The following is a 15,146-nucleotide window of genomic DNA, read 5'->3' as shown; positions in this document are numbered from 1 at the left end:
AGATGTGATCAAAAGACAGCTACTTGTCCGAGGGTTCCAGGGGTTCAGGGCAGAAACACGGTCCCTACCAGCATAACTGTTCCGCTTCCTCACGGTCGCGGCTCGGTTTTCGTGCTTTCGAATTGACTTCATCGTGCACCGGAAACCGAGCCGCGACCGTCAGGAAGCGGAAGTTTTGTTGCGGTACAGCGACTGATTTAGTATTGGTGTAGGCATAAACTAAGATGTGCTCAAGAGACAGCTGCTTGTCCGAGGGATCCAGGAGTTCAGGGCAGAAATACTGTCCCTGCCAGTATAACTGTTCCGCTTCCTAACGGTCGCGGCTCGGTTTTCGTGCATTCGTATTGACTTCATCGTGCACCGGAAACCGAGCCGCGACCGTCAGGAAGCGGAAGTTTTGTTGCGGTACAGCGACTGATTTAGTATTGGTGTAGAGCGTAAACTAAGATGTGATCAAGAGACAGCTGCTTGTCCGAGGGATCCAGGAGTTCAGGGCAGAAATACTGTTCCTGCCAGTATAACTGTTCCGCTTCCTCACGGTCGCGGCTCGGTTTTCGTGCATTCGTATTGACTTCATCGTGCACCGGAAACCGAGCCGCGACCGTCAGGAAGCGGAAGTTTTGTTGCGGCACAGAGCATGATTTAGTGCCACTTCGATCCCAGCTGCAAGCAGACCGGGCTACGGACCTTGCCAGGATTCAGGTTTAGGCGCTCTGCTGCTTTGGCACAATCTCTCGGAAACTCCTTGCCGGGCTTTTCTTTTAGAGCGTTGTGCGCAGGGACGCGCACATCGACCGCATGGATGCAGGTTTCTCTAAAAGAAAAGCCCGGCAAGGGGTTTCTTGCGCAGGACTTGAAACTCTGGGAGTTGTCTTGAAGTGCAGACCGGTCTACGGCACTGGCACCATGCCGCTATCAGGAGATCCTTCGCGCAAAAAGACGCGCGAAGAAACGACGTAGATCGGGGAATGGCCAGGCTACGGGCAACGAGCTACATCGTGTTAAAGCGTTTGTCTATTGACTGGATTAACTGCTGGTGGATGCCGTTAAAGCCTCGGTTACTCATTACCAGGACGGCGTCACCTTCTTTAACCTTGGCCACTACTTCCCTGACTATCTCTTCGTTGTTTTTACAGATTCTGTGCGGACAAGTCCAGTTGGCTACCGTATCGTTCAGATTAAAATCCTGCGGTTCCAATACATAAGCTCCATCGACTGGAGCCAGAGCATGAGCCATTTCACCGGCATGGACTCCTGTACGCATGGTATATGAAGCAAACTCCATAACCGCAAAGATACGCTGATGCCTGTTGCTTCGTTTCAAGGCATCAATCGTTTTAGTGATTGCTGTGGGATGATGTGCAAAATCATCATACACAGTAATACCATGACGATTGGATTTTACTTCAAGACGACGTTTCACCGGGGTAAAACATTCCAGAGCCTTTGCCGCTACTTCCGGTTTCACCCCGGCATTAGCACTTGCAGCGAGAGCCGCCAGGGCATTTTCCACATTAAAGCGCCCTATCAGCGACCAATGCACCTCAGCAACGACCTCTCCCTTATGCACCACTTTAAAAGCCGCGCCACTTTCCTCAATAAGCTCTGCTGACCAATCAGCATTACCCGATAAAGTCAGTTCTTCGACACGCGAATACTGGCCACGAGCCAAAACTTCGTTCAAGGCTTTATCATCACGAGGTTTGAGAACAACTCCCGACGCAGGAACAGTCCTTAACAAATAATGAAATTGCTGCTGAATCGCAGGCAAATCAGCATAAATATCCGCATGATCAAATTCAAGATTATTCAATACGGCGATCCTTGGACGATAATGCATAAACTTTGGACGCTTATCAAAAAAAGCACTGTCATACTCATCCGCTTCAATAACAAACCATTTTCCTTTCCCAAGACAGGCGCTGGTATTAAAATCGGACGCAACCCCGCCAATTAAAAATCCAGGTTCAAAACCTGCCTTTTCCAGTATCCAGGCAATCATCGAAGTCGTTGTCGTTTTACCATGTGTCCCAGCAACAGCAATGACCTGATATTTGGGTAAAATATTTTCAGCCAGCCATTGCGGACCGGAAGTATAATTTTTCCCGGCTTCAATAACTGCTTCCAAAACCGGCATACCACGCTTAATCGCATTGCCCACAACCACCAAATCAGCCTGGAGTGCAAGCGTGGCATCCCCATATCCTTCAGTCCATTCAATCCCCTTTGCAGCAAGCAAATCACTTACCGGAGGGTAACAATCAGCGTCACTGCCAGTTACCTTAAAACCCGCATCGCGTGCCAATAAAGCCAAAGCGCTCATAAAGGTACCGCTTAACCCCAAAATATGTAAATGCATCATGATTTTATCGCCAAAAAGAGACCGTTAGTATATTCATTGCAATCAGACCAAAAGCAGCTAAAACCGATTGTATGGCCGTTGTATTCAAAGCATATTTATAAATGTGTGCCGTGACCACAAATTGCCAGACGGATAAACCTATAGTAATGAATAAATATATCACACCAACAAGCAAAAGAAGTGGATTTTTCAAATTAGCCCCAGCTAACAGAGGATCGAGAATAAACAAGGGAAAAGCCATAAAGTGAACAATGATATGGGTAAAATACAAGCAAGTAGCAGTCTGCACCCAACGAGAAACTAATCCTCTGGCAAATAAAAGCCCATAAGTAAACACGATAAAAGACAGGGCTAAACTGCAGGCTACCAAAAAGGTAATGCTGATTTCATCAGAAAATTCCAGATCAGAAAGCTCCCATTGAACTGTCATAATCACGATAAACAAGAGAATGCCAAGTCCCAATAAAAAGCGGGAATAAGGAGTATTGTCAGGTGTCTCCTGAAATACCGCCACGTTCCAATAAGTATTAAGTAATTGTTTTATCATATTTAATAAAGCCTGATACCCTTATCTCTTCTTAATGACTTTCTTTACCATACTCAGCTGCTGCACTATAGGCTGATTCCAGGGACCAGAAATTTTATAACTGTAAGCAGTAATTTTCTGCATGCTTTGATTAATTATTTTATTTGCTACCCAGGCCGCGATACCGGCAAGGGGTCCTCCTGCAATTGTGGCTACCACAGGCAAACTTGCAGTGATATGAGGAGAAATCTTTAAATCAAGATCGTAGAGGTGGCGCACCAAATCAAGATTACCTTTCATGCTCGCATAGGCAACAGGACCATCAATATAACTGTCCTGAGTATTCATAATTCCCCTTTTCACCGAAAAATTCCCTTTGAAAATATCGAAACTATAACCATCATGCGATAAATCACTGAAGTCCAGTTTTAAACGTCTGGGTATGGTCTGCAAGCTCAAAATACTCAACAGTTTGCCCAGCCCCAGTTTTTCTTCAGTTTCAGGGCTCAGGTGAGTAATACGGCCACTCTTGAGTTGCAGATACATGTTGCCACTTACCGCTTTTAGAGAAAAATTAAATAAGCTGCCATTCCACCCGCCATTAAATTGCATATCCCCTTTGCCCGCATCCACTGCGGGGGTAATTTGCCATAATTCCAGAGTTTTTGCCAAATCTTTTAAATGCAGTTTTATCTGCATTTTGGTAGTGTCGGCTTTATCTTTATGAGCCCATTCGCCATTAATATTAAACTGATAGAACGGTGCATCAATACGGCAATAATCAATAAGCCAACGCTGAGCATTGGATTGGCTTTTAAGGGTCATGTTACCAATATGTCTTGTGCCAACAGATAAATTATCAATACGTAAATTCAGATTAGGTATTTGATCCGGTGTAACCGAAGACGATAAGTCTTCATCTGCCACAGTCCCCTTATCCAATGTCGCTAAATGCAATTTTTTGATAAAACCATTGAGTGCATTGGTAGCAGGGTAATAAGTCAAATCTCCGGAAATATTTTTCTGATTCAAATTTAATGCCCAACTGTTATCAGGAAGAATTTTTGCCTTCACCTTCATCTGATCAAAATTCTGTTTAAACAGGGATAATTTATTGAGCTTTAGATCAATTATTCTTAATTTGTTGAGCAAAATGAAATGGGAACTCTGACCGGAAAATTGCGTAAAGACTTTCTTCCATTGCTGTACATCAAACCCATCCAGAGCTCCAATGATTTCCAATCCTGGTATTTTTTGATTCACTGCATTGGTACTGCCCAGGCGAATTTGTCCCGAGTGAAAATCAAAAGCGCCCTTGCTCTCCTTGAACAAAAGATCGGAACTTACACGTTCGTTATAACGTGAACGAATGCGAATAGCCTTCTTGGGGTTAAAATCCAGACTCAGATCTAATGGGGCTTTCGTATTAAATGGTTTACCAAAGGGTGCAGGCAAATTAATAGCCAGGCCCTCCAGCGAGGATTTAATGCTTACGTTATCCAAATCGTTGGGATCATCGGTCAGTTTAAACAAGGCCTGGACGGAAAAGACACCTTTCATCACCTGAAATAAAGGCAGATTAAATCGGCTTTTCAATGAATCAACAGAACATTCGCCATTAATGGACAGGGTCGTCAAAGGTTGTGGCTCTTTAACAGACTGAATAGTGATATTTACCGGATACCCCAGAGCTGTGGCCGTTATAGCGCTTTGCGTCACGCCCTTTTCATCAAAGGACAAATGACCTGAGATGTCTTCCAGAGTGACCGATCCTACTTTGTGCGTTACCAAAACCGTGTTTTTATCAAAAGTCAGATCCCCTCTGGCAAGATCATCATCATTCTCTGGATATAAAGGTATTTCCAGACGCAAATCTAATGAGAGCAAGCCTTTCATTGCCAGCATTTTTAAAGCACTGAGCTTTTGCTGCAAGGGTGATGCCATAACAAAATTCATCATCTTTTGTGCTTGTCCCTGCACCATTCCATGAATAAGCAAGGTTTCTTTATCTTTGCCTATGTCATCAATGCGCATATTCATTTGTTTTACAGGAACCCCCTGAAAATCGCCATTGACCAAATCAATTTCCAGGTTACGGTTTTTCAGGCGGATGTAGCCTTCCAGATCCTTAACGAGTTGCCACTTAGGGGTAATTAAAATTTCTCCGCCACTGGCATGACTAATGATGGAAAATTCGCCATTATTAGAGTCAAAGGGGAAATCTTTTGCCATACCGTTAATAGTAATTTTGCCGCTGGCTTCAGCGATCCGTTTTACATCATTATTCAGCCAGGCGTAGAGCTTGGCTTTCATTTTGTCTTTGGGAAGATAAGCCATCCATTGTTGTATGTCTTTTGCGGAAAAATCGACATTAAGACGAACATGACCAATGGACTGGCTGCTCACCTGATCCACTGCACCCTGAGCACTAATCGTTAAATCAGGCTTGCTCAGGACAAAGCGCTCAATACTCACTCGTAAACCTTCTGCCAATTGTTTCCAGTCAGCGGCTCCATTGAGCAGGGCCAGGTTTTGTGTCGGATACCCCTTTACGGTGACAGAAGTATTCTCGGAATCCAGTTCCAGACGCCCTTCTTCCGGCTGCCAGTGCAATACTCCAGACAGATTTTCTACTTGAGGAAGCGTGTCTTTGCCATCCCAGCCTAAATGGTCAAAGCGGGTTAAGATGTACTGGACTGTATTATCCTGAATTAATACTTGGGCATCACTTAAGGTACCATGTGGTTTGATTTGTAATATGCTCTGGATTTCGTCAGGCCAGTTCACCGCATCAGAAAGTAAAGACGCGATTAAAACTGATTTAACAAAGAGCTGATAGCTGTTTTGTCGTTTGTTCCATTGAACCAGGAGCTGATTTTCAGGCCAGTTGACACCAGCGGCGCGTAATTTAATGTGATCTGCATTAAATTGCCATCCTTTATCATTGGGTTTCCAGGACATATTAGCTACAAATGACTGAATGAGCTCACTTTTTTTGGTATTTAACAGGCGCCATGCCAAACGTTTCAGATTGACCTGTGCCTGAACCAGCGAAACTGCACCCTTATCCAGATCAACCCATAAATCAATATTTCCCTTTCCACCTTCCAGACGCAGGTTAGTCGCTGGAAAGAAACTCTGCCATTGGGCTGGAGCTACGTGCCTGGCTGAAAAATAAATTTGTCCTTTAGTTTCTTCGAAATGATATGGGTCAAACTGCACTTGACCTAACAACTGGAAAAAAGTGCTGTTGGTCTGATCCAGTTTTGCTTCACCTTTGAGCTTGTAGTAACCGCCACTGTTGACAATGGATACATTAAGGCTGCTGACGGGGATTAAACCGCCATCACTGAAATGGAAATGAGCATCAACCTGTTTGATGATCAACCGTTCCTGCTGAGAAAGCCATACTAAAATCTGTTGCGCTTTTTCAGGATTCATTTCACTGTTATCCAGGGCGTCTGCGGAAATACCGTCAATATGCCAACGCCCTTCCTTTTGTCTGAACGTTAAATGAATGTTATCAATATAAAGCACACCGGGCTGGATGCTCCAATGCCAAAGTGACTTGAAGATATTGATGCCTGCTAATAATTTTTCCAGGTGCAGCGATGGATTTTTACCGTCATGAATAGTAATTTGTTTTAGTTTGAGTACTGGCTGGAACCAATACCACCCCGTTTCCATGCTTTGAATGGTAACAGGCTGCCCCAAAAGGGAAGTCAAATGCTGCTCTACCTCACCTTTGTATTGCGTCGCCCACGGGGTGAGAGAGCGGAATATGCTGGAAGTAACAGCCGCTAAAATAATAAGGATAGCCAGGGCAACCCATATTTTTTTTAATATTTTATCCACCAAAGGAATTCGATTGATCATTAATGTTTTTACTATACCATTGCTTTTGCGCATACTCATCACTTTCTTTCTGAGCATTGCGCTGTTCTTTTATTTGCTCCATACGTTTCACCCGCTCTATGAGCTTGCTGACGCCATCTTCTGAAGCCTTTGCCTGCTTGTAATTCAACTCCGCTTTGGTTCTCATTTTAGCCAACTGGGACAGATGAGTATTCAATTGTATCAAAGCTGTGTCCAAATGGTTAATAAAATCGATGCGATTACGCAAACGACCTACCGTACAGCCACCATTACCTATGTGCTCAAGCTGTTGCAAATAGTCATTTCGGTACACCACCAACTGTTCATGTCTGAGTTTGTTTTGATTAAATTGTTCTTTGGCTTTCATCAACTCCAGATAAAAGCGGTGTGTTGCATCTTGTTTTATCTGCAACAGTTGAATCAGGCGATCCAGTCTCTGGCTCATTAATTATCCTTGATAAAGGTGGATACCAACTGTACGAGGCTCTGCACGCTGTCTTCATGATTCACTGATTCATTCATGCCTTGAGCTATATACTCTTTCATCTTATCAATGGCGAGTATCGCCTTGTCTAATACGGGATCGCTGCCTTTGGCGTAGGCTCCGAGTAAAATTAAATCCTTATTTTTTTGATATACAGACAAATATTTTTTAAAGACTAACATACTGTTCATATGCGCTTCAGGGACAACAGATTGCATTACCCTGCTAATTGATGCTTCTACGTCAATCGCAGGATATTGGCCCTCTTCTGCCAGCGACCTGCTTAATACGATATGGCCGTCTAATATGGCTCGTGCGGAATCCGCTATGGGATCCTGCAAATCATCGCCTTCAGTCAGTACGGTATAAAATGCAGTTATGGAGCCGCCTCCGGGTTTTCCATTCCCGGCACGCTCGACCAATTTGGGCAATTTGGCAAAAACGGATGGTGGATATCCTTTGGTTGCGGGTGCCTCACCAATAGATAAGGCAATTTCCCTTTGTGCCTGGGCAAAACGGGTGAGTGAATCCATTAACAAAAGCACATGTTTTCCCTGATCACGAAAATATTCGGCAATACTGGTTGCGACTTTTGCACCATGTAATCGCATTAATGGGCTTTCATCTGCCGGTGCCGCCACAACTACAGCCCTTTTTAAACCTTCGGGACCCAAATTACATTCGATAAATTCTTTCACTTCGCGGCCACGTTCACCTATTAAACCAACCACAACGACATCTGCAGTGGTAAATCGGGTCATCATTCCCAGTAAAACCGATTTTCCTACGCCACTTCCTGCAAACAGGCCAATACGCTGGCCTCGGCCAACGGTAAGCAGGCCATTAATAGCCCTTACTCCAACGTCGAGAGGAGTATCAATGGCAACTCTTTTGAGGGGATTGATTGCAGGGGCGATTAAAGGATAGTTCTCAATCAGATCCAGAGTAGGCCCCTCATCGATGAGAGTACCTGAGCCATTGACTATACGTCCTAACAATTGGGGGCCAACACCAACCCGGGCAACTCGCCCTGTTGGTGTAATCACCATGCCAGGTGCAATGCCCTGAATTGAACCGATGGACATCAGGTAAACACTGTCATTACTAAATCCCACGACTTCAGCTTCAACAGAATGGTGTTCGTCAAGAGTCACCAGACAACGTGCCCCCACAGGCTGATTAAATCCTCTGGCTTCAAGAGTTAAACCGACCGCACGACTTACCCGGCCGCAATGCAGCAAACCCGAATGCTGCTTAAGGCGAACATCAGGTAATATCTTGTGCAGTTGTGATTGATTCATTCTTTAGCGTCCTGGGGCTTTATGGGAGTAATCAGTGTGTCTTTATTGATGTATTTGGCACATAAAGTAAGAAGGCGTGTGTTTAATCGGCCGTCCAGTTCGCTATGCTCCCCTTTCAGATAAAAGTCTCCTCTGTTTAACTCCGGATCAGCATACAATGACTGTTCAATACCAGGCATTTCTTTTTCGCTGATTTGTGCTTTTATCCATTGGGCATCGTCAGGGTTCATGCCTAAGATCTTGTTTCCTTTAAGGGAAGGCAATTCTCCTTTTATTTCATTGAGAAGATCGTATAATTTCTCCGGATTTACCGAGAGTTCGACCCCAATACAATATTGGGATAACCAGATAACGGTTTGCATCACTTCCTGCACTAATTGTTCATCGAGCAATTGGATGGGATGCTGGAAAAACTCTATCCATCGAGCCAGTTCAGCTTTTAAGTCAGTAATTTCTGCCTGAGCCTGTTGCAGACCTTCAGAATAGCCTTGCTCCCGCGCTTCTTGCCGGATCAGCTCGCATTCTCTGGCCAACTCTTCTTCAGGGCTGATTTCAGGCTCAGCAGGAGCCTGTGCTACCTGATATTGCCAAACGCTGAACTCGCTTTTTTTATCATCAGTAAGATAAGGCTCAAATTCATTGGACATAGATCACTCACTTTAATTGTAGGTCTGTGGCACAAAGCAGCCCCCTCGCCCCTGAGGTATCCCCTCATAATTTTAGTACAGCAAAAAGATGCGAATAAACATGAGGCTCTGTGCAAGTAGCCCTCCACCTCCGGGGGAGGGTGCCCGACAGGGCGGGTGGGGGGATCAAAAAAACACTCATGAAACACAAAAGCTCAAAACAACATGCCCTATTGATAAAAGACTCCTTTTGATCCCCCCATCCGCCCTGTCGGGCACCTTCCCCCGGAGAGGGAAGGCGATCCTGCATAGTTCAGTGCCGTAGCCCGGTTGCTTGCAACCGGGATTGTACAAATACCCGATGAATTCAGCTTAAATCATTTCATCGCCGCCTTTCGATCCTAACGAGATCTTGCCATCTTCGGCCAGATTACGAGCCACAGCCAAAATATCCCGTTGCGCTTTTTCAACATCGCTGACTTTAACGGGCCCTTGCACCTCAATATCATCCCGTAATAAATCAGCGGCGCGTTTCGACATATTGGTAAAGATTTTTTCTCGTGTGGTTTCGGTAGTACCCTTTAACGCCAGTTTCAATTGCTCTGACGTGACATCACGCAAAAGAGTTTGAACACTGCGATCATCCATATCCGTTATATTTTCAAAGACAAACATCTTATCCCTGATCTTGTCGCTTAACTCTTCATCCCAATCCTTGATCTTTTCCAGTACCTCTTCTTCCATTGCCCCATCAAGAAAGTTAATCACATCAGCTACTGTTTTTATTCCCCCGACAGAAGCGGATTTTCCTACTTTCTGGCCAGTCAGCTGTTTTTCAATAACCTGACCTAATTCGGAAATGGCTTCGGGTTTTACCGTATCGATATTACACATACGCAATAACACTTCCGCTCTCTTTTCAGCACTGAAATAGCTGACTACTTCCGCTGATTGCTCGCTGTCTAAATGGATTAAGATGGTTGCGATGATCTGTGGATGTTCATTACGTATCACATCAGCAATCAATCGTCCGTCCAACCACTTCAATCGGTTTAAGCCACTGTCTTTATCAGAAACCAAAATCCGGTCAATGAAAGGAGTTGCCTTTTCTACCCCCAAAGCCTCAATCAGGACGGTACGTAAATAATGTTCTGTATCGACTGTCAAACTGGTTTGGTCTTCAATTGCACTTATAAAATCAATCAAAACATTTTGCATTTTGACTTTGCTGACCGAACTTAAAGTGGACATAGCCATACCCACTTTTTGAACTTGTCGGGGTTCCAAATGCTTTAATACTTCCGAAGCATTCTTTTCACCCATGCTTAATAATAAAATGGCTGCCCGTTCTATTCCGTCCATTTTTATCCCCGATCAACCCAAGATTTAACTACTTGTGCCACTCGTTTAGGTTCTTTATCAACGACCTGGCGTAATAAACTTAATTGAGACTCGTAATCATTGACATCTTTGAGTGATATTTTGCCATCATAGCTCAATTCCCCGGCAGTCTCCGGATTTTCTGTTTGCTCCTCTTTATTGCTGGCTAAGGTCTTGAGCATGGGTCTCAATACCCCAAAGATGATGGCCAGAATAAACAAGGCACCCAAAAACTGTTTTATTATCGACCAGAAGCTGTCCTTCTGCCAAAAACGCTCTTCGGGGAAACTTTCTATAGGATCAGGCTTCACAAAGTTGCTGTTAATGACATTTAAACTGTCGCCTCTTTTGACATTTAAGCCTATAGCATCAGAAACAAGTAATTTGATTTCATCTATTTCTTTAGCTGACAACGCTTTTTTAACCATCTTCTTGGTTTTTTCATCCATAACAGCACGGTTATCCACCAACACGGCAACAGAAAGTCGCTTGATGGTTCCTGGCTGGTTTTTGGTATGGCTGACGGTCTTATCCAACTCATAATTTTTAGTGCTTTGTGTTTTTATGTCCTTAGCCTGACTCTGATCGTTCATTGTCTGTTGTGGGATATTCGCAGGCTGTCCCTGATTGGCAGGATTTTTCTGCGCTAATGTACCGGCAGCTTGCGGTGTATTAGACAATGCTCCTGGAACACCACTGGCGTCATTGCTGGCACTTCGCTGTTCCTGCATTGTTTGTTCACTGCGTACCGCAGCCAGTTCCGGATTAAATAACTCTTGTGTTTGTTCGTAACTGGTGAAATCAATATCCGCCGACACCTTGGCCCTGACACGGCCATAGCCCAGAATTGGAGTTAAAATATCCTGAATTTTCTGCGCGTATTGATGTTCCAGAGTTTGGCGATAATCAAGAAAACGTTCGGTATCTGAAAACATGGTTTGTCCACCGCCCTCATTGAGCAATTGACCGTCCTGATCGACAACCGTCACCCTGCTGGCACTTAAGCTTGGAATGCTTGAAGCGACCAGATTGATAATAGCGGCAATAGTATGCTTTTTAAGTTCCAGACCTGAATATACATCAATGAATACGGAAGCGCTGGGTTCATGAGTATCGCGAACAAAGGCTGACTCCCTGGGAATAGCCAGGTGTACGCGAGCGGATTTTATATCATTAAATTTACTGATGGTACGCGCCAGTTCAGCTTCCAGTGCTTTGATATAGCGGGCGTTTTCCATGAATTGGCTGCTGTTAAAGGTACCATTGCCAGCAAACATTTGCTCGCTGCCGCCGGATTCACGTGGCAAACCTTCAGCAGCTAACCGCATACGGGCTGATTGTAATTCATCAGCAGGAACCATCAACGTGCCATGGCTCTGATCCATTTTATATTCTATACCATTGCGCTCAAGCACAGCGACTATATCTGAGGCATCACGGGCGTTCATTTGGCTGTATAAAGGGACGTAACTGGGATCGCGGGACCATAAAACTACAGATAAGCCAATAGCAACGCTGATGGCAAGCCCAAACAGTAAACCAATTTGGCGAGGTATAGATAAACTAGCAAATTTTGCTGCTGCTGTTGAAGCATTATCAGCCAATGCCATGATTAACTCCTGTAATTAATTCCTGTTTTTTACTATTATGCCTCACAAACACAGAGAGGATCATACAGGCATATTCATGATATCCTGATAAGCCTGTAGCACTTTATTTCGTACCCTTAAAGTAGCCTCGAATCCCAAACTGGATTTTTGGGCAGCTATCATCACTTCACCAAGGCTTACATTAGGATCGCCCATTTCAAAACGGGTTTTTAAAGCATCTGATGTCTGGCTTAAATCATTAACCTGATTTAATGCCTGTTGAAAGACCGTGCTGAATGGTGCCTGATTGGCTCCGACTTCTACTGTTGAGCCACTGGCCTGTGTCGCCATGGCACGCATTTGATTAATCAGATTTACTGTATTAATGTCACTCATTTCCCTGTCCCTCTTCATGCCCGCATTCATTACATACAGATTTGTAGCCCGCATTAGCGTCAGCGTAATGCGGGAACATGGGTACATTACCACTTCATCCCGTATTACGCTTCGCTAATACGGGCTACTCTTGTTCAGACCACATATCCCTCTTCACGCATCTTGGCTAATTTATAGCGCAGTGTACGTTCACTAACCCCTAATAAAGCAGCAACCTGCTGTCTGTTGCCTTCGTGTTCTTGCAAGGTTTTTTCTATCAGTTCAAATTCATGGAGCTGTAAGTTTTTGCTGCCTGCAGTACCTGTTGTTGCTGATGTTTCAGCAGCCACTATTGTCGTTGATGAAAGCTGTAAATGGTCTGCTTCGATGATGCCTTGTACTTGTAATACTAAAGCCCTTTGGATCACATTATCAAGTTCCCTGGCATTTCCTGGCCATGGATAAGCCAACATCAGTTTTTGTGCGGCAGGACTAATCACGGGCACGACTGGCTGTTTGTTTTGGCAATGCTTACGAATTAAATAATTTGCTAATGGAATAATATCATTCTTTCTTTCACGCAAGGGGTGCCACTGCAGTGGGAAAATATTGAGCCGGTAAAAAAGATCTTCTCTGAAACGGCCGGCCTGCACTTCATCTTTCAGTTGTCTGTTTGTTGTGGCAAGTATGCGAACATCAAGGCTAATCATCTTGTTAGAGCCAATACGTTCTACTTCTTTTTCTTGCAGTACACGTAATAATTTGGCTTGTAAGCTGAGTGACATTTCACTCACTTCATCTAACAGTAACGTGCCACCCTGAGCCTGTTCAAATTTACCTGCAGTAGATTTGTAGGCACCTGTGAAGGATCCTTTTTCATAACCGAACAGAGTCGCTTCCAGCATTTGCTCTGGAATAGCCGCACAATTAATTGCAATAAAGGGTTGCTTTCTGCGTGGAGAATGATCATGAATAAAATGAGCCAGGACTTCTTTACCTGTACCGCTTTCCCCACTTATCATGACCCCAACATCAGATTGTGCCACTTTGAGTGCCATGGTTAATAAAGCCTGGCTTTTGGGATCCTGAGCGATGGGATCACCATTATCGTCATCCTCACTGGTTTTAATGTATTTGCCTACTTTTTCCGTTAACACCTGAGCACTGAAGGGTTTTTGTAAATAATCCACAGCACCATGACGAATAGCGGTTACTGCGTCTTCTACAGAACCAAAAGCAGTCATTAAAATAACGGGTAAACCAGGTCTTGATTTTTGAATCGCGTTTAATAACTCATTACCATCGAGCTTATCCATCCTGATATCTGTAAGAACAACTGCAGGATTATGCAAATCCAGAAGAGTCAAAGCTTCTTTACCATCTTTGGCAGTAATATAAGTATGGCCAGCAATAGTCATCGTTTCAGCCAGCGCTTCTCTCAATACTGGATCATCTTCAACAATCAGAACATGGCTCATAAAAATCCTTCATCAAAATTTATTGTTCGGCTCTGTTTATACCAGGTATATACAGATTTACCTGCGTCCCTTCCCCTTCAACAGATTCCAGTGTTACCCGACCGCCATGTGCTTTCACAACAGCAAAAACGACAGCCAAACCTAATCCTGTTCCTTGAGCCTTGGTGGTATAAAATGGTGAAAACGCCTGGGCTTTCACTTCATCAGACATTCCCTTTCCATTATCCTCTACTGATATTTGTATACCTGAATCGTCCATTGATGCAAGTGTTAAATGTATTTCTGTTGCATCCGATTGTAACGCATTTATCACCATGTTCAAAACTGCTCCAATTAAAGACTCGCCATGTATTGATGATTCGCTGACAATCAGGTGATTATTTACTTCAAATGTCGCTGAAAAAGCCTCAACATAGGGTTGTGCGCGTTCAATGAGCTGGTTACACCAGTAGGTCATGTCAATCCATTTAGGCTCTATTGATGTTCCCCGCGCAAAGAGGAGCAAGTCTTGAATTTGCTGTTCAATACTGCCGTGACATTCCTGTAATCGTTTAATCCAGCTTTTTATTCTCGGATCAAAATCAGGAAGGTTATTTAAATGTTCGGTGTAGAGCATGGCCGAAGCCAGTGGCGTTCTAATCTGATGCGCCAATTGCGCCGTCATGGTTCCAATGGAAACCAGACGCTTTTCATTTTCGCGCGCCTTTTCATAATCTCTTGTTGCGGTGATATCAGACAGAGTAATCAAAACACCGGGTAGACTGTCCAGAGCAGAAATAGCTACATGCACCCTGCGTCCATCAGCCAGTGATACTTCATGCCCATCATCAGCACGCGGCACAAAGGCTTTTTGAATGATGTCCAGCCACAAGGTGCCAATCAGGCCATAACCTAACATGGCTTCAGCAGACGGATTGAGCCAAACTACACGTCCCTGGGCATTCAGAATAACCAGAGAGACAGGCAGGCTGGATAAAATATCCCACTCAGATAATTCTATCTGCGGCCTGACAGCACATGTATAGTTGGATGAGTGCATAAATAAGGTTTATTTATAGTGGTTATAGTTAAGACTCTAGCAAATTTTGAGCCAAAATGAAAACACTATTAAAATCAACGAATTAAATCTTCATTACTGTTTACATAATG

At 44.1% G+C, this 15,146-nt stretch carries 11 protein-coding genes; all 11 read right to left on the bottom strand.

Annotation, left to right across the window (positions count from 1 at the left end; all coding sequences use genetic code 11):
• Nucleotides 1-991: 991 nt before the first annotated feature.
• The 11 genes from mpl to B094_RS0104615 all read right to left on the bottom strand — a co-directional run bounded on the left by mpl (nt 992) and on the right by B094_RS0104615 (nt 15,036).
• Nucleotides 992-2,365, bottom strand: coding sequence for a UDP-N-acetylmuramate:L-alanyl-gamma-D-glutamyl-meso-diaminopimelate ligase (mpl, locus tag B094_RS0104665; RefSeq protein ID WP_026253880.1), 1,374 nt, complete (start codon nt 2,363-2,365; stop codon nt 992-994).
• Between the two features lies 1 nt (nt 2,366).
• Nucleotides 2,367-2,909, bottom strand: coding sequence for a hypothetical protein (locus B094_RS0104660; protein WP_018576640.1), 543 nt, complete (start codon nt 2,907-2,909; stop codon nt 2,367-2,369).
• 21 nt (nt 2,910-2,930) lie between these two features.
• Complete coding sequence (locus B094_RS0104655; RefSeq protein WP_018576639.1) at nt 2,931-6,764, bottom strand: YhdP family protein; 3,834 nt, start codon at nt 6,762-6,764, stop codon at nt 2,931-2,933.
• Entirely contained in the window at nt 6,736-7,209 is a 474-nt protein-coding gene (fliJ, locus tag B094_RS0104650; RefSeq protein ID WP_018576638.1) for a flagellar export protein FliJ, read from the bottom strand. Before fliJ ends, B094_RS0104655 begins: the two co-directional genes overlap by 29 nt.
• Nucleotides 7,209-8,549: a flagellar protein export ATPase FliI gene (fliI, locus tag B094_RS0104645; RefSeq protein WP_018576637.1), complete on the bottom strand. Its 1,341-nt coding sequence runs from the start codon at nt 8,547-8,549 to the stop codon at nt 7,209-7,211. Before fliI ends, fliJ begins: the two co-directional genes overlap by 1 nt.
• Nucleotides 8,546-9,196: a flagellar assembly protein FliH gene (locus B094_RS0104640; protein WP_018576636.1), complete on the bottom strand. Its 651-nt coding sequence runs from the start codon at nt 9,194-9,196 to the stop codon at nt 8,546-8,548. The genes fliI and B094_RS0104640 overlap by 4 nt, the downstream gene beginning before the upstream one ends.
• A 351-nt stretch (nt 9,197-9,547) precedes the next feature.
• Nucleotides 9,548-10,537: a flagellar motor switch protein FliG gene (fliG, locus tag B094_RS0104635; RefSeq protein ID WP_018576635.1), complete on the bottom strand. Its 990-nt coding sequence runs from the start codon at nt 10,535-10,537 to the stop codon at nt 9,548-9,550.
• Nucleotides 10,538-10,539: 2 nt separating this feature from the next.
• Nucleotides 10,540-12,165, bottom strand: coding sequence for a flagellar basal-body MS-ring/collar protein FliF (gene fliF / locus B094_RS0104630; protein ID WP_018576634.1), 1,626 nt, complete (start codon nt 12,163-12,165; stop codon nt 10,540-10,542).
• A 60-nt stretch (nt 12,166-12,225) separates the two neighbouring features.
• On the bottom strand, nt 12,226-12,540 hold the full coding sequence (fliE, locus tag B094_RS0104625; RefSeq protein WP_018576633.1) for a flagellar hook-basal body complex protein FliE: 315 nt from the start codon (nt 12,538-12,540) through the stop codon (nt 12,226-12,228).
• Nucleotides 12,541-12,674: 134 nt separating this feature from the next.
• The gene (locus B094_RS0104620) at nt 12,675-13,997 is read right to left on the bottom strand and encodes a sigma-54-dependent transcriptional regulator (protein ID WP_018576632.1); all 1,323 of its coding nucleotides are present in this window, start codon (nt 13,995-13,997) and stop codon (nt 12,675-12,677) included.
• A gap of 19 nt (nt 13,998-14,016) precedes the next feature.
• Nucleotides 14,017-15,036 carry a sensor histidine kinase gene (locus B094_RS0104615; RefSeq protein ID WP_018576631.1) on the bottom strand — a complete coding sequence of 340 codons (1,020 nt, stop codon included), beginning with the start codon at nt 15,034-15,036 and terminating at the stop codon, nt 14,017-14,019.
• Nucleotides 15,037-15,146: the final 110 nt, after the last annotated feature.

Source organism: Legionella shakespearei DSM 23087 (assembly GCF_000373765.1).
Taxonomy (GTDB): domain Bacteria; phylum Pseudomonadota; class Gammaproteobacteria; order Legionellales; family Legionellaceae; genus Legionella; species Legionella shakespearei.
The sequence above is the reverse complement of the archived record's forward strand: the minus strand, read 5'-3'. Positions and strand labels throughout refer to the sequence as shown.

Bases quoted from the DNA above. Each gene is read 5' to 3' on its own strand.
- B094_RS0104660 (WP_018576640.1), bottom strand. From the start codon at position 2,909: ATGATAAAACAATTACTTAATACTTATTGGAACGTGGCGGTATTTCAG.
- B094_RS0104655 (WP_018576639.1), bottom strand. From the start codon at position 6,764: ATGATCAATCGAATTCCTTTGGTGGATAAAATATTAAAAAAAATATGG.
- fliJ (WP_018576638.1), bottom strand. From the start codon at position 7,209: ATGAGCCAGAGACTGGATCGCCTGATTCAACTGTTGCAGATAAAACAA.
- fliI (WP_018576637.1), bottom strand. From the start codon at position 8,549: ATGAATCAATCACAACTGCACAAGATATTACCTGATGTTCGCCTTAAG.
- B094_RS0104640 (WP_018576636.1), bottom strand. From the start codon at position 9,196: ATGTCCAATGAATTTGAGCCTTATCTTACTGATGATAAAAAAAGCGAG.
- fliG (WP_018576635.1), bottom strand. From the start codon at position 10,537: ATGGACGGAATAGAACGGGCAGCCATTTTATTATTAAGCATGGGTGAA.
- fliF (WP_018576634.1), bottom strand. From the start codon at position 12,165: ATGGCATTGGCTGATAATGCTTCAACAGCAGCAGCAAAATTTGCTAGT.
- fliE (WP_018576633.1), bottom strand. From the start codon at position 12,540: ATGAGTGACATTAATACAGTAAATCTGATTAATCAAATGCGTGCCATG.
- B094_RS0104620 (WP_018576632.1), bottom strand. From the start codon at position 13,997: ATGAGCCATGTTCTGATTGTTGAAGATGATCCAGTATTGAGAGAAGCG.
- B094_RS0104615 (WP_018576631.1), bottom strand. From the start codon at position 15,036: ATGCACTCATCCAACTATACATGTGCTGTCAGGCCGCAGATAGAATTA.